18 protein-coding genes are annotated in these 16,913 nt (G+C 70.2%); 6 read left to right on the plus strand and 12 right to left on the minus strand.

Annotation, left to right across the window (positions count from 1 at the left end; all coding sequences use genetic code 11):
• Nucleotides 1-226: 226 nt before the first annotated feature.
• The 3 genes from ABH941_RS04925 to ABH941_RS04935 all read right to left on the minus strand — a co-directional run bounded on the left by ABH941_RS04925 (nucleotide 227) and on the right by ABH941_RS04935 (nucleotide 3,471).
• Nucleotides 227-1,450, minus strand: a complete 1,224-nt coding sequence (locus ABH941_RS04925) for a cytochrome P450 (protein WP_370127320.1) — start codon at nucleotides 1,448-1,450, stop codon at nucleotides 227-229.
• A gap of 167 nt (nucleotides 1,451-1,617) precedes the next feature.
• Nucleotides 1,618-2,904, minus strand: coding sequence for a low temperature requirement protein A (locus ABH941_RS04930; protein WP_370127321.1), 1,287 nt, complete (start codon nucleotides 2,902-2,904; stop codon nucleotides 1,618-1,620).
• Nucleotides 2,905-2,913: 9 nt separating this feature from the next.
• A complete protein-coding gene (locus ABH941_RS04935; RefSeq protein ID WP_370127322.1) occupies nucleotides 2,914-3,471 on the minus strand; it encodes a TetR/AcrR family transcriptional regulator in 558 nt (185 codons plus the stop codon).
• Between the two features lie 131 nt (nucleotides 3,472-3,602).
• On the opposite strand from ABH941_RS04935, the gene ABH941_RS04940 reads away from it, so the two are divergent.
• Both ABH941_RS04940 and ABH941_RS04945 read left to right on the plus strand, forming a co-directional pair.
• On the plus strand, nucleotides 3,603-5,045 hold the full coding sequence (locus tag ABH941_RS04940) for an aldehyde dehydrogenase (RefSeq protein ID WP_370127323.1): 1,443 nt from the start codon (nucleotides 3,603-3,605) through the stop codon (nucleotides 5,043-5,045).
• Between the two features lie 217 nt (nucleotides 5,046-5,262).
• Nucleotides 5,263-5,433, plus strand: coding sequence for a hypothetical protein (locus tag ABH941_RS04945; protein ID WP_166682609.1), 171 nt, complete (start codon nucleotides 5,263-5,265; stop codon nucleotides 5,431-5,433).
• Between the two features lie 123 nt (nucleotides 5,434-5,556).
• Here the strand turns inward: ABH941_RS04945 and ABH941_RS04950 are convergent, their stop codons facing one another.
• The 4 genes from ABH941_RS04950 to ABH941_RS04965 all read right to left on the minus strand — a co-directional run bounded on the left by ABH941_RS04950 (nucleotide 5,557) and on the right by ABH941_RS04965 (nucleotide 9,200).
• Entirely contained in the window at nucleotides 5,557-5,841 is a 285-nt protein-coding gene (locus ABH941_RS04950; RefSeq protein ID WP_370127324.1) for a hypothetical protein, read from the minus strand.
• Between the two features lie 183 nt (nucleotides 5,842-6,024).
• Nucleotides 6,025-6,957 (minus strand): bestrophin family protein, encoded by a 933-nt coding sequence (locus ABH941_RS04955; RefSeq protein WP_370127325.1) that lies wholly within the window; start codon nucleotides 6,955-6,957, stop codon nucleotides 6,025-6,027.
• Nucleotides 6,958-7,153: 196 nt separating this feature from the next.
• A complete protein-coding gene (locus tag ABH941_RS04960; protein ID WP_370127326.1) occupies nucleotides 7,154-7,993 on the minus strand; it encodes an alpha/beta fold hydrolase in 840 nt (279 codons plus the stop codon).
• Between the two features lie 172 nt (nucleotides 7,994-8,165).
• Nucleotides 8,166-9,200, minus strand: a complete 1,035-nt coding sequence (locus ABH941_RS04965) for a sigma-70 family RNA polymerase sigma factor (RefSeq protein WP_370127327.1) — start codon at nucleotides 9,198-9,200, stop codon at nucleotides 8,166-8,168.
• A 185-nt stretch (nucleotides 9,201-9,385) separates the two neighbouring features.
• Between ABH941_RS04965 and ABH941_RS04970 the strand changes: the two genes are divergently transcribed.
• Together ABH941_RS04970 and ABH941_RS04975 are read left to right on the plus strand one after the other, a co-directional pair.
• On the plus strand, nucleotides 9,386-9,685 hold the full coding sequence (locus tag ABH941_RS04970; RefSeq protein ID WP_370127328.1) for a hypothetical protein: 300 nt from the start codon (nucleotides 9,386-9,388) through the stop codon (nucleotides 9,683-9,685).
• On the plus strand, nucleotides 9,682-11,175 hold the full coding sequence (locus ABH941_RS04975; RefSeq protein WP_370127329.1) for an MFS transporter: 1,494 nt from the start codon (nucleotides 9,682-9,684) through the stop codon (nucleotides 11,173-11,175). Before ABH941_RS04970 ends, ABH941_RS04975 begins: the two co-directional genes overlap by 4 nt.
• Nucleotides 11,176-11,257: 82 nt before the next feature.
• Here the strand turns inward: ABH941_RS04975 and ABH941_RS04980 are convergent, their stop codons facing one another.
• Genes ABH941_RS04980 through ABH941_RS04990 form a run of 3 tightly spaced genes read right to left on the minus strand, consistent with a single transcriptional unit; the run spans nucleotide 11,258 to nucleotide 12,602 of the window.
• On the minus strand, nucleotides 11,258-11,485 hold the full coding sequence (locus ABH941_RS04980) for a tautomerase family protein (RefSeq protein WP_370127330.1): 228 nt from the start codon (nucleotides 11,483-11,485) through the stop codon (nucleotides 11,258-11,260).
• Nucleotides 11,486-11,514: 29 nt separating this feature from the next.
• A complete protein-coding gene (locus ABH941_RS04985) occupies nucleotides 11,515-11,778 on the minus strand; it encodes a hypothetical protein (protein ID WP_370127331.1) in 264 nt (87 codons plus the stop codon).
• A gap of 41 nt (nucleotides 11,779-11,819) precedes the next feature.
• The gene (locus ABH941_RS04990; protein ID WP_370127332.1) at nucleotides 11,820-12,602 is read right to left on the minus strand and encodes an SDR family oxidoreductase; all 783 of its coding nucleotides are present in this window, start codon (nucleotides 12,600-12,602) and stop codon (nucleotides 11,820-11,822) included.
• A gap of 158 nt (nucleotides 12,603-12,760) precedes the next feature.
• Here ABH941_RS04990 and ABH941_RS04995 point away from each other — a divergent pair, with 158 nt between their 5' ends.
• Nucleotides 12,761-13,666, plus strand: coding sequence for a helix-turn-helix domain-containing protein (locus ABH941_RS04995; RefSeq protein WP_370127333.1), 906 nt, complete (start codon nucleotides 12,761-12,763; stop codon nucleotides 13,664-13,666).
• Between the two features lie 234 nt (nucleotides 13,667-13,900).
• Here ABH941_RS04995 and ABH941_RS05000 read toward each other — a convergent pair whose 3' ends face one another.
• Together ABH941_RS05000 and ABH941_RS05005 are read right to left on the minus strand one after the other, a co-directional pair.
• Entirely contained in the window at nucleotides 13,901-14,824 is a 924-nt protein-coding gene (locus ABH941_RS05000) for an NAD-dependent protein deacetylase (RefSeq protein ID WP_370127334.1), read from the minus strand.
• 351 nt (nucleotides 14,825-15,175) lie between these two features.
• Nucleotides 15,176-15,682 (minus strand): MarR family winged helix-turn-helix transcriptional regulator, encoded by a 507-nt coding sequence (locus tag ABH941_RS05005; protein ID WP_370127335.1) that lies wholly within the window; start codon nucleotides 15,680-15,682, stop codon nucleotides 15,176-15,178.
• Between the two features lie 179 nt (nucleotides 15,683-15,861).
• Here ABH941_RS05005 and ABH941_RS05010 point away from each other — a divergent pair, with 179 nt between their 5' ends.
• Nucleotides 15,862-16,752, plus strand: coding sequence for an alpha/beta fold hydrolase (locus tag ABH941_RS05010; RefSeq protein ID WP_370127336.1), 891 nt, complete (start codon nucleotides 15,862-15,864; stop codon nucleotides 16,750-16,752).
• Nucleotides 16,753-16,913: the final 161 nt, after the last annotated feature.

Raw genomic sequence — 16,913 nt, forward strand, 5'->3', positions numbered from 1 at the left:
ATTGATTCCTTGCCGTATCCGGAGACGGGCTCTGCCACGGGAGCGGGGGAGCGGGGAGCGGATACCCGCGCTTCCAGACTGCAGCAGCAGGGGCGTCCTGTCCTGCCGACTGCCTACGCACGAGGCGTGACATACCCGGCTGACCGACCGCATCGGACATTGGGCCGAACGGGTGGGGCATGCGTCTCGGGTGAGAACCAGGGAGCTGAGTCGGACGTACCTCCTCTCACCGCTCCCGTCCCTCCGTGACGACCGGGAGCGTCTCGTAGCCGCGCAGCGCGAGCCGGTCCCGGCGGGTCGGCCGGGTTCCTGCCGCGGGGCCGAGGGCGGGGAACCGGGAGAGCAGACCGTCGAAGGCGACGGCCCCTTCCAGACGGGCGAGCATGGCGCCGAGGCAGTGGTGCATGCCGCCGCCGAAACTGAGCGGCTGGATGTCGCCGCGCTCGGGGTCGAAGCGCCCGGGGTCGGGGTAGCGGGCCGGATCGCGGTTGGCGGCGCCGAGCAGCAGGACCACATGGGTGCCGGCCGGGACGGGGACGCCGTCGATGTCGATCCCGTCGGCCAGCGCTCGCCTGTTGCTGACCTGCACGGGTGAGTCGTAGCGCAGTACCTCTTCCACGAAGCCCTGCGTGGCGATCTTCCCGGACCGGAGCCCGGCCATCACGTCGGGGTGTTCGAAGAGCAGTTGCAGGCCGTTGCCCAGCAGGTGGGTGGTGGTCTCGAAGCCGGCCAGCAGCACGCCGGCGAGGTTCGCGATGAGCTCCTCGTCCGTGAGCAGCGGGTCGGCTGCGTCCCGGGCCTGGACCAGAGTGGTCACCAGGTCGTCGCGGGGATCCGTCCGTCGCTGGTCGGCCAGCGCCGTGAAGTACGCGCTGACCTCGGCCGCCGCCTTGTCGGCCGCCGGGAGGCCGGACGGATCGGCCAGGAGTTCCAGGGTGGCCATCAGGTCGGAGGCCAGTCCGCGGAAGAGGTGGCGGTCCTGGTCCGGGACCCCGAGCAGTTCGCAGATGACGCTCGCCGGCAGCGCGAAGGCGAAGGTGTCCATGAAGTCCAGGGGAGACGCACCGGCCGCCTCGATGTCGTCGAGCAGCGTGTCCACGCTCCGGCGGATGCCGGGTTCCAGGGCGGCGACCCTCCTGGCGGTGAAGACCTGGGACATCAGGGACCGCAGCCGACCGTGGTCGGGCGGGTTCGACACGAGGATCGTCTCGCTGAGCAGGGCCAGCGAGAGATGCTGCTCGACGTCGGTGGGCGAGGCCACAAGCCCGATGTCCGCGCCCAGTCCGGGGTGGCGCAGGGCCTGCTTGCAGGCCTGGTACCCGGATACGAGCATCAGTCCGTCACCGGCCGACGCGGCCGGTCCGAGCTCGTGGGCACGTGCGTAGAGGGGGTAGGGATCGATCCGTCCTTCCGGTGACAGAAGTTCCATGACGATCGTCCCTGCGTCCATGCGTGATCCTCCCTGGTACGGCCTGGCAACGAAGCCTAGGAGAAGACCTTCTAGCGATCCCACTAATGTCCTGGACCAGGAATTCAACCCGAGCCCCTTCCGCCGTCCTGACACTCGATCAGCCATGCCCTGCTGTGCTCGGGCGCCGGGTCAGTGCTTCGGCGGTGTCACGCGGGATCTGTGTCTGTCGGATCGGGGGTGTCGGTGTTCTCACGGTCGCCGTCCGGCTCGCGGGCTGCTGCACGCCCCTTGAATGCGGTCAACGCGATGAGCGTCGCGCTGACGACGGCGAGTGCTGTCAGCGCTGACAGGTGTCGGGTTGCGGGAAGCAGGATCAGTAGTGCCGCGGCGGCGGCCGGTTGCGCGGGCGGTACCCGCCCGACGGTCAGCCTGGTGAAGGCCGCGTGTCCCAGCAGGTATGCGGCGGTCCCTGCGTACAGGGCGGTCAGCGCGGGCCAGTTCAGCGGGGCGCCGAGGCTCGACGCGCTGCTGTCGGTGACGGCCGCCAGCACTTCTCGGATGCCGAGCGCCAGGTAGAGGACGCCGGCGATCAGCAGGAAGTGGACCATGGTGTAAGCGTCGCGGGCGATCCGGGCTCGGCGCACTGGGGATGCGTGTTCCAGCGCGTCCTCGGCGGCGGCGGCGAGATGCTCGAAGTAGAGCCGCCACAGGCAGACGACGGCCGCGAAGCCGAGTGCAGCGGCGACGAGCACCATGGTGCGGGACACCGAATCCCCGGCCCCGGTCCCGGCGGAGATCAGGGATTCGCCCAACACGATGATCAGGACCATGCGGTGGCGTTCGGCGAAGTGCCCGGGGCTGCGGACCTTCCACCCGCCCACGCGGGAGGCGATCCAGCCCCCGCCGAAGTCGATGGTGAACGCGAGGGCCCACAACGCGGTCTGCCACGCGCCCGCGAGCACGGCCCCGGCGATCAGGGGGACCAGCGAGAAGGTCTGCGGGATCGCGTCGGCCAGCAGTTGGGCGCGCAGCCGGCTGTCTTCGGCGGCAGCGGTCAGATGCAGGCCGAAGTAGATCAGCCGCACCAGGATGAAGGCCGCTGCCAGGATCAGCGGCGCGTCCACCGTCCCGGTGTGGCGGCTCCAGGCGTCCGGCATCACCAGGGCGGCGATGAACAACGCGGCCATCACCACCAGCATCCCGGACCGGACCAGGCCTTGGTCGGTGCGCACCCGGTTGCCCAGCCAGACGTAGGCCGTCCAGGACCACCACAGCAGCAACAGCAGGATCAGTCCTCGGGCCAGGGTGGCGGCCGAGAGTGAGCGGGCCATGAACGAGCCGACCCGCGTGATCGCGAAAACGAAGACCAGGTCGAAGAAGATCTCGAAGGAGGTCACCCGGTGGGACTCGGCGGTCATCGCCGGGCGGCGCCACGAGGCGTCCCCCACCGGTCCGGCGGAGCCGCCCTCGCCGGGACTGCCTTGAGTGCTCATCCCGGCGGCTCACCTCGCCGCGAGCAGGGGGGCGCCGACGCCGCGCAGCAGCGTGTCGACCACCACGTCGGCGGCCTGCGCGGGGCTGAGGTCGGGCAGGTTCTCGGCGGCGTGCCGCATCAGCGGCGGAAGGAGCGCGGCCACCCAGCCGGGCGGCAGGTCGGAGCGCAGCAGCCCCTCGTCGGTCGCACGCCGCAGAAAAGCGTCGACCTGGTCGATCAGGCGTTGGCGGCGCTCGCGGATCGTCTCCTCGGCGTGCAGACGGCTGGTTTCCACCGGCCATTTCCGATTAGCAGCGATGACCCCCTCGACGTAGCGGTGCAGCGCCACCGCGACCGGGGCCTGATCGAGCCTGGCTGCGTCGACGGCCTGCTCGACCGCGTCGTACCGGGCCTGGTAGACGGCGGCCAGGAGCTCTTCGCGCGAGGCGAAGCGCCGGTAGACGGTGCGCCGGTCCACGCCCGCCTGTGTGGCGATGGCGGCGATGCTCGCCGAGGCATCGTCGGCGAGCATCCGGGCCCCGGTGCTCAGGACAAGTTCGAGGTTGCGCGCCGCGTCGGCTCTCATGGTCACGAGTATAGACACCCGAGAGGCGGATGAGCCATGTACTGACACATAAATGCCCCACATATAGATCTAAGTGCTACATTGATGAGACTGTTGTCAATGCTCTTCATCCCGGGACCGAGAGGACGATCATGATCATCTATGACAGGCTGTTCATCGGCGGTAGCTGGACCGAGCCGAGCAGTCCGGAGCTGCTCGACATCCTGTCCCCGCACGACGAGTCGCTCGTCGGGCGCGCCGCCCAGGCCCGGCCGGCCGACGTGGACCGCGCGGTGGCCGTCGCCCGCGCGGCCTTCGACGAGGGCACCTGGCCGAACACCGCGCCGGCCGAGCGGATCGCGGTGCTGCGCCGCCTGAACGCCCTGCGCGAGTCCCGCGCCGAGCGGATCGCGGCCGTGATCACTGCGGAGAACGGCTCCGCCGGCTGGTTCACCCGGGCCGGACAGCCGAGCCTGACCCGGCAGGCCAACGCCTACCTGAAGGCGGCCGAGGGGCTGGCGTGGGAGGAGGTCCTGACGCCGACCGACCCCGCGGCCACCGTGCGCAGCGTGGTGCGCCGCGAACCGATCGGCGTCGTGGCAGCCGTCATCCCGTGGAACTCGCCGTTCTCCGCCTCCCTGGCGAAGATCATTCCGGCGCTGCTGGCCGGCAACACGGTCATCCTGAAGGTCTCCCCGGAGAACTCCCTGAGCATGGGCCTGCTCGCCGACCTGCTGGCCGAGTGCGGGCTGCCCGCGGGCACGATCAGTGTGCTGCCGGCCGACCGCGAGACCAGCGAGCACCTGGTGTCCCACCCCGACGTCGACAAGATCGCGTTCACCGGGTCGACCGGCGCCGGGCGCCGGATCGCCTCCATCGCGGGTCAACAGCTCAAGCGCGTCAGCCTGGAGCTCGGCGGCAAGTCCGCCGCGATCGTCCTGCCCGACGCCGACCTGGCGAAGTTCACAGCCGGCCTGGCCTTCTCCTGCCTGCTCAACAACGGCGAAGCATGCATCGCGCAGACCCGCATCCTCGCCCCGCGCAGCCGCTACGAGGAGGTCGTCGACGCCGTCAAGCAGGTCGTCGAGTCACTGAAGGTCGGCGACCCGCAGGACCCGGACACCTTCATCGGCCCGATGATCCGCCGCGACCAGCAACAGCGGGTGCGCGACTACATCGAGATCGGCATCAAGGAGGGCGCGCGCCTGGTCACCGGAGGCCCGCAGGTGCCGGCCGGCCTGGAGCAGGGCTACTACGTCACCCCGACGGTCTTCGCCGATGTCGACAACGCCATGCGTATCGCCCGCGAGGAGATCTTCGGCCCGGTCCTCGTCGTCATCGCCTACCAGGACGAGGACGACGCCGTACACATCGCCAACGACTCCGAGTACGGCCTGTCCGGCGGCGTGTGGTCCGCCGACGAGCAGCACGCCCTGGCCATCGCCCGCCGCATCCGCACCGGCACCATGACGGTCAACGGCGCCCCGGTCGGCTTCGACGGCCCGTTCGGCGGCTTCAAGGCCAGCGGCCTGGGCCGCGAGTACGGCTTCGCCGGCCTGAACACCTACCTCGAGTACAAGACCGTCACCCTCTGATCACCCGTCGAACAGGGGGCCGCGGGCACCCGGCCGTTGCGGTCGGTGGTGCGTGATCGTCACTGCATCCGCTGTAGCCGCGGTCGATCCAGAGCTTCCTGACGGGCCATTGACAATCATGGCGGTGGAGATCCGCTTAGCTCGGGCGAGACCGGGGAAAGCCCTCGGGTAGCGCCTTCGGCTCACTCGATCCTGCACCGAACAGAAAGACTCTCACATGGACGCTCAAACGGACCGCTCACCGGCCAGGCCCATACTGATCACCGTCGGCCTGCTCTTCTGCGTGGGGAGTATCGCCGTCGCCTTGGCCTACCCCCTCAACTGGTCCTGGGTCGGTCCGGCGCTCGGCGCCGTGGGCGTGGCGGCGTTCCGCTACTTCCGTCGCTGACCACGCACCTTCGCCTCACAACAGACCCAAGGGGGCCGCCGCACTGCCGGCGGTCGGCGGTGGTGCGCCAGGGACCGGGGGCCGCTGCGGCCGCCGTGCCGGGCGATCAGCGGATCGGCTTCACTAGCCTCGGACCGAGATCCTCCGGTCCACGGTTTCCTGGACCTTCGGCAGGGCGGCTGCGACGGCCTCGCTGTCGGGCTCCTCACCGAGCAGGTCGACGGCGGTTACGCGGGTAAGGACGATGTCGGCCTCGTGAACCAGTCCAGCGGCCCAAACGTCCAACTCCGCCTCGGAGTCCTCGCCGTAGCTGAGGTAGAGAACCGGGCGTTCAGCGGAGGAGCCCAGCAGGGTACGAAGGTGCGCGGCGGTGACCCGCGGGGCGGTCCTGTCGAGGTTCGGTTCCATGGTGTGACGCTCCTCCGATTGATAGCTGATCAGCCGCAATGCTGTCATGAAGACGTGGTGGTTGACCGCGGTGCGGGCGTGCTCGCGCTCCGACCAGTGGACGCGCTCGGTGATCTGGTGGTCGACGAGCCGCAGTGGACCCCCAGGGTGCCTGCAGGTCGACGCCGAAGGCGGCAAAAGCCACTACCAGAGGTATCCGTCCACGGGCGCGGGCCTGGCCGGGCGTTCGTGGACGTCGACCAGTTCGAGCAGGTCGCGTTCGAGGTTGACGGCCAGGGCGGTGACGGGGACGTCCTGGCTGCGGTTGGCGAACGGCTCCTCGGTGGACGCGCCGACCCGCTCGACCATCCGGAAGAACAGGGTGATCAGCAGTGCGGAGGGAATGACCAGCCAGCGGTAGGACGTCAGTGCGCTGATCGCGGTGAAGGGGAATACCACCACGTAGGAGTGCACGAACAACCGGCTGATGTAGTCGTGCGGTCGCGGGATCGGTGTGTTGCTCATCCGCTCGGCGAGCGCCTGCTGGGTGGACAGCCCGGCCAGGGCGGTCTCCATCTGGAAGTTGTCCAGGCCGGTCAGGATGCCGAGGGCGTAACCGTGGAAGACGGCCTGGCTCTGCAGTCGGGCCAGCACCGTGGCGCGGTTGTCCGCCGCCAACACCAGTTCGGCCTCCTCGGGGGACAGCAGCCGGGTGAGCTCGACGGTGGAGTCCTGCCGGCGCAGCAGCCGGGCCAGGCTGTGCGCCCACGCGGCCTGGCGGTTGGCGAAGTCGTGCTGCCAGGTCCGGACGGTGCCGGGGTCGATCGTGGGGTCGGCGAGTTTGGCGTCGGTGACCGTGCGGGCGACCCGGATCAGTGTCCGTGACTGTCCGGTCAGTTGGGCCCAGATGGTACTGGCCTCCCACCAGCGCTGGTAGGCGGTGTTGGCGCGGAAGGCGAGCAGGATGGCCAGCGCGGTTCCCAGCACGGTGGCGAGCAGCGAAGGCAATGCGAGCCAGCGGATGTCGGCCCGGTCGACCAGCAGGTACGCGGCCGTACTGCTGACCGCCGCGAGCGCGAGGTCGAACCGCACGAACGGGAGGGTGCTGCTGAGGTTGAAGGTTCCCTTGACGATCACTGCGCCAGCCTAACCGCGCCATGCCGCCAAATGCCATGGCCCCCAAGCGGGGTGATGCTCCGTCGGTTCCACTGACGGAGCATCACCCCACCGGCTCGGCCGCGCTGTCGGTCTGTCCTGTCATCGCCCCCAGCGCGTACGGCTCGTGCCGGGAGCCGGCCAGTTCGCTGCGTTGATCTCGGCACGGCGGAGGCGCTCAGTCCGTGGCGGGCAGGTCGTCCCCGATGACTGGAGACTCGGCCAGCCGGTCCCGTGTCTGCGCGCTGCGCAAGACGTCCCGGACCGCCGAGATGACCAGCGCGGGATCGTCGGCGTGGATGTAGTGCCCCGATCGCTCGGCGATGACATGGCGGCTGTTGAGCGAGAGCTGGGCCAGGTCTGCGTTCAGGCCGTGCCAGCGGTGCCAGTCCTCGGTGGCGGGAGCGTTACCGTGGCCGCGGGTCAGCACGAAGAGGGGCTTGTCACCCAGCGAGCCCTTGGCCAGCGCCCGATCGGCTGCTGTCAGCCGCCTGAAGGCCCGATGCTCGCGCATGATCGACCTCCGGTCCGCGCCGCCTCGGACCTTGCGGGGAACGACCATGATCAGGGGGACCATCAGCGCGTCGCTGAGGCGTTGCCGCCAGGGAAGAGCGCCCTGGAGAGCTGCTCTCTGGGCCTCGTGGGAGGAGTCCACCAGCACCAGGCCGGCGACCTCATCCGGGTAGAGGCCGGCGAACGCGCGCACGAACACGCCGCCGACCGAGTGGCCGACGAGCACGACGGGACGAGTAACACCGAGCGCGTCCAGAAGCCCATGCAGGTCGCGAGCGATGTCGACGGGTTTCCTGGCGTCCAGCGCTCGGCTGCTGGAGCCGTAGGCTGCCCGGTCGTAGGTCACCACTGTGGTGTCCACGGCCAGGGTTTCAGCGATCGCCCGCCAGGACTCCGCATCGCCGCCGAAAGCCGGCTCGATGACCACGGGCGGCCCGCCAGTGCCGAATACGGTGGTGCTGAGCCAATGTGAACCCACGCGCACTTGAGTGCTCTGGCTGTCCATCTGTTCCCCAGGGAGCCGACGATGCGTCACTTCGTATGATCGTAAGCGTCGCTCAGGGCCGGTGGATGGGCCGGGGCCCTCCTCGGCGCCGTGATGATGGCCGCCCGCCCGAGTGGGTCTCTCTGGCGGCTTCGACGACTTCCTGGGTCAACAGGGTGGCACCTGCAGTCTGTCAATCTGTTTCGGGGAGGGTCCGGGGTAGTCCGAAGCGTGCCATGACATTGGTGGTGAAACCGGTGATGGCCGTGATGCGGTCGCCGGCGGTGGTGATGACCAGGAGGGCGTAGGCGCGGTGGACGCCGGCGTGGGGGTCCGCCAGGTACAAGGCGAAGGCGGGCTGGCCGTTGGCCCGGGTCGGTACCACGCGGTAGCTGCGACCGGGGCGGAAGGTGGCGGCGGCGAAGAGGCGCCGGGCTGGTTCGATGCCGCGGTATTCCAGCATGGCCGGAGGCATGGAGAGTCTCACGTCGGTGACGAGCAGGTCGATCATGGCATCCAGGTCGGCACGTTCCAGGGCATCGGTGAGCCGGGCGACGAGCCGGTGTTCGGCGGCGTCGGGTTGGCGTGCGGGCGTGCGGCTGCCGGTGCTGCCGGAGTCGGCGAGGTGGTTGTCGACGGTGGCGCGGGCGCGTTTGAGGGCACTGCTCACGGATTCCTGGGTGGTGTCGAGCATCTGGGCGACTTCCGCGGCGTGGTAGCCCAGGACGTCGCGGAGGACCAGCGCGGCGCGTTGGCGTGACGGCAGCAGTTGCAGGGCGGTGATGAAGGCCAAGGAGATGGCCTCGGTGGTCTCGTAGCGGGCCTCCGGTCCGGGGCGCTGGTCGACAAGGTGGTCGAGCAGGACGTCGGGGTAGGGCTCCAACCAGGGCGGGGCGTCGCCGGCGCCGGTGGGTTCTGGCAGGGTGGCCTCGGGCAGCGGGGGAGCGATGCGGGGGCGTCGGCCGTCGGCACGCAGCATGCTCAGGCACCGATTGGTCGCGATCTTGTAGAGCCAGGTCCGGAGCGAGGATCGCTGGCCGAACTCGCCGAGGTTACGCCAGGCGGACACGAGGGTCTCCTGGAGAGCGTCCTCGGCGTCCTGCAGGGATCCCAGGATGCGGTAGCAGTGCACCTGCAACTCGCGGGAGTGGCCCTCGACCAGGTCCCGGAACGCGTTGTGGTCGCCGGCCCGAGCCCGGGCGATCAGGTCCGTCGTGTCCATCTCCATCGGCGTGCATCCTCGTCTTTCTTCTTTCCGCAGGGCGCGTTCGGCTCGCCTATTCATACCGACGCCGCCGGGCCCGCGAATTGGGCGGCGTTGCGGCGCCCAATTTCGGGCGGGCGGCGGCGTCTACCCGGTTGGAGGCGGTCCCGGTCCGGGACGCGCCCGGAGACAGAACAGGACCACAGATCATGGCCAAGTACGTTTTCTCCTTCCGTGTGCCCTCCGACTACAAGCCCAACGCCGGGACGCCGTCCGAGTGGCAGGCCTGGTTCGGCGGGCTGGGTTCGGCCCTGGTGGACGTCGGCAACGCGGTGACCGGTTATGCCTCGCTCGGGGAGGTCGGCGGCAGCGGCTCCCGGATGGTCGCCTACTCGGTGGTGTCCGCCGAGGACATCGACTCCGCGCTGGCGCTGGCCAAGGACTGCCCGGTGCTGCGGGTCGGCGGCGGGGTCGAGGTCGGCCCCGTGATGGAAGCCGCCGGGTCGTGAGCGACGCCATGACCGCATCGACGGCGCCGCCGCAGGAGTCGTTCCTGGCGACCGGGCGCGGCAGGGTCACGCTGGCGCTGCTGTGCGCGGTGACGTTCCTGGACGTCATGGACGGCGCGATCGTGAACGTCGCGCTGCCGACCATCCGTACGCATCTGGGGTTCTCGGTGCAGAACCTGCAGTGGGTGGTCAGCGGCTATCTGATCACCTATGGCGGGCTCCTGCTGCTGGGCGGTCGGGCCGGGGACCTGCTGGGGCGGCGGCGGCTGCTGATCGCCGGGACCACGCTGTTCGCGGCCTCCTCGCTGGCCTGCGGGGTGGCCGACAGTCAGGGGCTGCTGGTCGGCGCCCGGCTCGCCCAGGGCATCGGGGCGGCGATGATGTCCCCGGCCGCGCTGTCGATCCTGACCAGCACCTTCCAGGACTCCGACCGGCACAAGGCGCTGGGCGTGTGGGCCGGGATCAGCGGGATGGCCTCGGCGGTCGGGCTGCTCTTCGGCGGGCTGCTCACCCAGGACTTCGGCTGGCGATGGGTGTTCTTCGTGAACCTCCCGCTGTGCGCGCTGGTGCTGTTCGGGGCGTTCCGGATCCTGAAGCCCGACCACGGCCGGTCCGTGCCGGGCGGATTCGACGCGGTCGGCGCGGTGCTGGCCACCGCCGGCATGCTGCTGCTGATCTTCACGTTGGTGAAGGCGCCGGACGAGGGCTGGGGTGCGGGCCGCACCATCGGCGGGCTGGCCGGCTCGGCGGTGCTGATGGCCGCGTTCGTGGTCAATGAGCAGCGGCGCGCCGATCCACTGGTCCCGATGTCGATCTTCCGGATCAAGGGCCTGGCCGCGGCCGACGCCACCCAGGTGATCGCCTGGGCCGGGTTCTACTCGATGTTCTTCTTCGTCACTCTGTATATGCAGAACGTCCTGGGCTACTCCCAGTTGCGGTCCGGGCTCGCGTATCTGCCGGTCAGCGTCGGCATCGGGTTCGGCTCGACCGCGGCGACGAAGATGTTCGTCCGGACCGGTACCCGCCCGATCATCGTCTCCGGCGCGCTGCTCGCTGCCGGTGGCATCGTGTGGCTCTCCCGCATCCCGGTGGACGGCACCTATCCCGGCAACCTGCTCGCCCCGCTGGTGGTCATGGGGGTCGGGCTGGGGCTGCTGTACGCCGGTGTGCAAACAGCCGCGAACGCGGGCGTGCCGGAGGACCAGGCCGGACTGGCCGCGGCCCTGATCACTGCCTCATTCCAGCTCGGATCGGCGCTCGGCCTCGCGGTGTTCAGCGGGATCGCGACCAGCCGCACCAGCCACCTCCTGGCCGCCCACACCCCGCCCCCGGAGGCACTCACCGCCGGGTTCCAGCGGGCCCTGCTCGTCAGCGCCCTCTGCCTTGTGGCAGCCGCAGCCATCGCGCTGCGCGCCTCCAACACCCGCGGCGAACCCGCCGCCACACCAGTAACCCGACAGAACCAGGAACCGTCCTACGACCGCGCCTAACACAGCACAACGAAATCCCGGGATGGCGTTCAACGCCATCCCGGGATTCCCTCTACCTACCTCGCGCCGAGGGCCGCGCAGGTCAGCCGCTGGTGTCGGTCGGTGTCGCCTCGCCGAGCATGGCGAGGGTCAGCACGTTGCCGGAGATGCCCCAGCCGCCGTCGGGGACCTCTTCGATCAGCACCATGGTGGTGGCGCGGGCGCGCTCGCCGTAGAGCTCGACATACAACTCGGTGGTGCGGGTGACGATCTCCTCCTTCTGCTTCGGGGTGAGGGTCTTCTCGAGGACCTTGAAGTTGGCGAAAGGCATGGCTGGTTGTTCCTTTTCTCAGTGGGGTGTTACAGGGAGCTGCCTGCGGTGAGCAGGCTGTCCAGTCCGATGCGGCGGAAGAAGTCGGCGCGGAGGCGGTCGGTGACCGCGGAGGCGACTTCGCTGCCGTCCCGGCTGGGGTCTATGTGCGTGCGCAGAGGCCGAGTGGCGATCTGGCGAATGCCCGCGTACACGGTGTGACCGGCGAGGGCCAGAGCACGCACGGACAGTGCCCCGATGCCGCCGGAGGCCCCGGTGACGAGGATGACCTTCCCTGTTTCGTCGTTCCTCATGACAGGGCCTTTCGTTGATCGATGGGGTGGCTGCGGAGGGTTCAGATGATTCCGCCGTTGGCGCGGACGACCTGTCCGTTGATCCAGTGACCGGCCGGGGAGGCCAGGAACGCGACGACCTCGGCAATGTCGGCCGGGGTACCGAGGCGCTCCAGCGGGGGCTGGGCGGCCAGGCGGGCGATGGTCTCCTCGTCCTTGCCGTCCAGGAACAGGTCGGTGGCCGTGGGGCCGGGCGCGACGGTGTTGGCGGTGACGTCCCGGCCCCGCAGTTCCCGGGCCAGGATCAGCGTCAGTGCCTCGACCGCGCCCTTGCTGGCGGCGTACGCGCCGTAGCCAGGGAAGGCCAGCCCCACCACGGACGTGGAGAACGTCACGATCGCGCCGCCGGGGCGCACGCGACGGGCGGCCTGCTGGACGACGACGAACGTGCCGCGGATGTTGGTGCGGTGCAGGTCGTCCAGGACGGCAAGGTCCAGCTCGGCGATCGGAGCCAGCTGCATCCGCCCGGCCGCGTGCACGACGACGTCGACGCCGCCGAACTCTCCTTCGGCCGCGTCGAACAAGGCCGCGACTGCGCGTTCGTCGGCGACGTCTGCGCGCACGGCGATCGCCCGGCCACCGCCGGTGACGGCCTCCTTCACGGCGGCTTCGGCCTCGTCCTGGTTGCCGGCATAGCCGACCACGACGGCGTACCCGTCGGCGGCCAGCCGGCCGACGGTCCGGCGGCCGATGCCGCGCGAGCCGCCGGTGACGATCGCGACACGGGGGGAGGCGGCGGGCTGGACCGAGGCAGCGGTCCCGTCGAGGGAAGTAGGGACAGGCATAGCTGACTCCTGTGATGGATGGGGGTCGGGCCGCGGACTTGCCGTTGCCCTGCTGCGTTCTCCACGATCGGCCGGTCCTCCCTCTCCAGCCAGGGCTGCGTCGACCCAGGGGATGCCACCCCCTGGCTGCGCTCCGACGTACGAGCGACCATGGAAGGGTGAACCTTCCAGAACTCGGTGCCTTCCTCAGGACCCGCCGCGACCGCATCCGCCCCGCCGAGGTCGGTCTCCCTCATGGCCCGCGCCGGCGCGTCCCCGGGCTGCGCCGCGAGGAAGTCGCGCAGCTGGCAGGGCTGTCGGCCGACTACTACACCGAGCTGGAACGCGGCAGCGTGAAGAACGGCGTGCAGCCCTCGGCCCAGACCCTGGCCGCCCTGGCCCGAGCCCTGCGCCTGAACGGTGACGAGCGCGACCACCTGTTTCACCTGGCCGAGCGGCCGGTCCCGCCGTCAGCACACGGACCATCGGCACATGTGCAGCCCGCGCTCCTCGGACTCCTGGACCGGCTGTCCAACACCCCCGCGCGCGTCATCACCGACCTGCACGAAACCCTGGTGGAAAACGACCTGGCCCTGGCCCTGCTCGGCAAGTCCCCGGCGGACCGCGGCCCGGCGGCGAGCCTCGTGTACCGCTGGTTCACCGACCCGCAGGCGCGCGAGATCTACCCGCCCGAGGACCACCCGCACCACTCCCGGGTGTTCGTGGCCGACCTCCAGGCAGCGGCCGCCCGGCGCGGCCGGGACGCGGAGGTCACGAAGATGGTCGCCGTGCTACGTCGTCGCAGCCAGGAGTTCGCAGCCCTCTGGGACACGCACGACGTCGCGGTGCGCCGCATGGACCACAAGAGGATCGTCCACCCCATGCTCGGCGTCATCGAACTCGACTGCTACAACCTCCTCAGCGAGGACGGACGGCAACGCCTGCTGTGGTTCACCGCCCCGCCCGGGAGCCCGGGAGCCGAGCAGCTGGAACTGCTGTCTGTGGTGGGGACCCAGGAGCTGAGTGCCACGGAGGGCATGGCACCGGAGAGGTTGTCCGCGGCGGAATCCGGATCGCAGCGCTGACCCGCGCCCTGCTCCAGCGGAAGCCGGGGCCCGAGCTGTTCACAGGGGTCGACCGAGGAGCAGGAGCGGCGTCAGCGGACCTGGAAGTCTGCGGGTTGAGTAGGAACAGGTTGCTCATGCAGGCACGATCCGTGGATTGGGAAAGGGATCTGCCGGACGGACCGGCCACTGCGCGAATCCGCTTACCGCACCGCCCTTACCTCCCCGATGGTCTGACAGTTCGTCGGGTTTGGATCAGTCCGACAGCAGGCTCTGTTCGGAAGCCGATGGCGCTACGGGGTCCAGGTCCCGGGCCAGGGCGGTCAGCGCGTGGCCCAGGGGCAGGTCCACCCGGATGCTCGCGTGTTCGTCCCCGCGGGTCGGGCCGTGGTTCACGATCGCCACCGGCAGGCCGGCCTTGGCGGCGCGGCGGACGAAGCGCAGTCCGGACATGACGGTCAGGGAGGAGCCCAGCACCAGCAACGCATTCGCCGTGTCGACCAGTTCGAAGCAGTGGTCGACACGGGCCCGGGGTACGTTCTCGCCGAAGAACACCACGTCCGGCTTGAGTACCCCGCCGCAGGCCAGGCAGGGGACCACGCGGAAGGCGTCCACCAGTTCCGGTGCGAGTTCCACGTCGCCGTCGGGATTGGCCACGGCACCGGCCGCCTCAAGTCGGCCGTTGGCCGCGTGCAGGCGCTGGTCCAGTTCCTCGCGAGGGGAGAGCTGTCGGCAGCCCAGGCAGATCACCCGGTCCAGGCCGCCGTGCAACTCGACCGCGTCGGTGGTGCCGGCCGCGTGGTGCAGGCCGTCCACATTCTGCGTGATCACCGCGCAGACCCGGCCGGAAGCCCGCAGCGCCTGTACCGCGCGGTGGCCGGTGTTCGGCTGTGCCCGGGCGATGGTCCGCCAGCCGACATGGCTGCGCGCCCAGTAGCGACGGCGACCCGCCTCGTCGGACACGAACTCCTGGTAGGTCATCGGCGTGTGGCGACGCAGGCTGCCCGAGGCCCCGCGGTAGTCCGGGATCCCGGACTCGGTGGACAGCCCTGCTCCGCTCAGCACCGCCACACCACCCCGCACGAGCAGGTCGCCGATCCGGGCCAGACCCTCGACGGGCGCATCGGCGGGAGCGGGCGAACCGATGAGGGGCCGGTCGACCATGGGACGGGTACGCATACCCGGAAGCCTACGACTGCGGCCGCCGTTCCCGCCGCGAGAGCAGCCCGCTGTCCTGGAGCGAGGGCCGCGGCGACTTTGAGCACGTGCCGCAACTCGGCCCGATCGACTCCCTGAACGGCTGCCACTGACACCCGGGGTACACGCTCGACGAGGCAGGGTGACGCCCAGTTTGTGCGGAGGCCGGATCCGGTGCGCGGGGCAGTCGAGCCCCGGTAGCGGGCACCGTCGCACTGACCGGACCACCGGGCCGGGTACCCACACTGCCCCTGACCTCGGGTGATCAGCCGTCGATGGCAGGTACGGAACCGCCGTCGTCCCCTCTTCCCGACTTGCGTGTGTGAAGTGGCGTCATGCCGTCGGGACGGCCCCGTTCTCCGGCGCCGGAGGGTGGTCGGGCGGGGAGAGGGTTGCTTCGGTGAGTGCCGCAAGGACGCTCGCGACGGTGGGGACGAGGTCGGCGGGAATGTTGTCGAGCACGCGGTGGCGAGCGCTGGCGACATGCGCGGGTTGGGCGGCCTGGAGGCGGTCCAGGCCGCTGCCCGTGAGCACGGTGATGTTGCCGCGCGCGTCGGGGCCGTGACGTTCCTTGGTGACCAGGCCGTGGGTGCGCAGGGTGTCCACGACCCGGGTGATGCGTGAGGGCGTCAGCCCGGTGGCCGCGGCCAGTTCGGACATGCGCAATCGTCGTTCCGGGGCCTGGCCGAGGGTGAGCAGGACGGCGAACTCGGTCATGGACAGCCCGGTGGCGCGGCTCATGTCGCCTTCCAGTAGCCGCGGCAGGGCGTGGGCCAGGCGCCCCAGGGACTGCCAGAGCAGCATCTCCTCGGGGTTCAGCGGGGCCGTTTCGTCGTTCACGTCACACCCTTCACGTTGCTTTCCGAAGCCGGCGGCGGCGATGGCGGTTCACCTGCGGCCCATCCTGCCGCGACTTGCTTGACGAAGCAAATAACCTCGTGCAATCATTTGCCTGAGCAAGCAAATAGTGATGTCGTTTCCATTTCTCGGCCTGCTCTGACTGGAAGAGGACCGCTGTCGTGAAGAACTCCAACACCGGCCCCGAGGGCCCCGTCGCGGGCATGGAGGGGTTCGCGCACCGATATGCCGAGCTGGGGGACGTGCGCCTGCACTATGTGATCGGCGGTAGTGGCCCGGCCGTCCTGCTGGTGCACGGCTGGCCGTTCACATGGCTGGAGTGGCGCGCGACCATGCCCCTGCTGGCCGCCGCGGGCCACACTGTGATCGCTCCCGATCTGCGCGGCTCAGGCGACTCGTCCCGGCCGGTCGGCCCGTACACCAAGCGGGAGGAGGCCGAGGACCTGCACCGGCTCATCGGCCACCTCGGCCTGGACCAGGTCGGCGTCGTCGGCACCGACATCGGCACCATGGTCGCCTGGGCGTATGCCGCCGCCCACCCCTCCGAGGTGCGGCGCCTGGTGCTCTCCGAGGCGTTCCTGCCGGGCTTTGGCCTGGAGGAGCACATGAACCCGGCCACCGGTGGATTCTGGCACTTCGGCTTCCATATGCAGGTCGACGTGGCAGAACTGCTCACGGCGGGCAAGGAAGCCGCCTACCTCGGCGGTTACTGGGACATGATGACCGCAGGGGGCATCACCGAGCGGGACCGGGCCGAACTGCTGCGCGCCTACAGTGCGCCCGGCGCGATGCGCGGCGGCTTCCGGCACTACGAGACCCTCGCCGAGGACGGCCGCGCCGCCCGGGCCGCAACCCCGCTGCGGATGCCGGTCCTTGTCCTCAACGGTGAACACGGCCTGCCGCAGGGCGTCCTGCTGGACGGGGCGCGTCAGGCTGCGGCGGATGTCCGCGCCGATCTCGTACCCGGGAGCGCCCACACCATCGGCGCCGACAACCCCGTCTGGCTCGCCGACCGGCTAGCTCGCTTCTTCGGCCCGGGCTCGGCCGTCTGACGCCCTACCGGGCCTGCCCGAACGGGCACGCCTGGCTCCTCGCCCCAGTTCGCGCGGGCGAGCCGTCGAACTCCCCGCAGCCGCCGGACGCGGGGCCCGGGCGCCACGAACGGTGCCGCCCGCACACCCCAGGCCAGCGGCCACGGAGCCGCCCCGCCTGT

This window comes from Streptacidiphilus sp. EB103A (assembly GCF_041261405.1).
Classification (GTDB): Bacteria; Actinomycetota; Actinomycetes; order Streptomycetales; family Streptomycetaceae; genus Streptacidiphilus.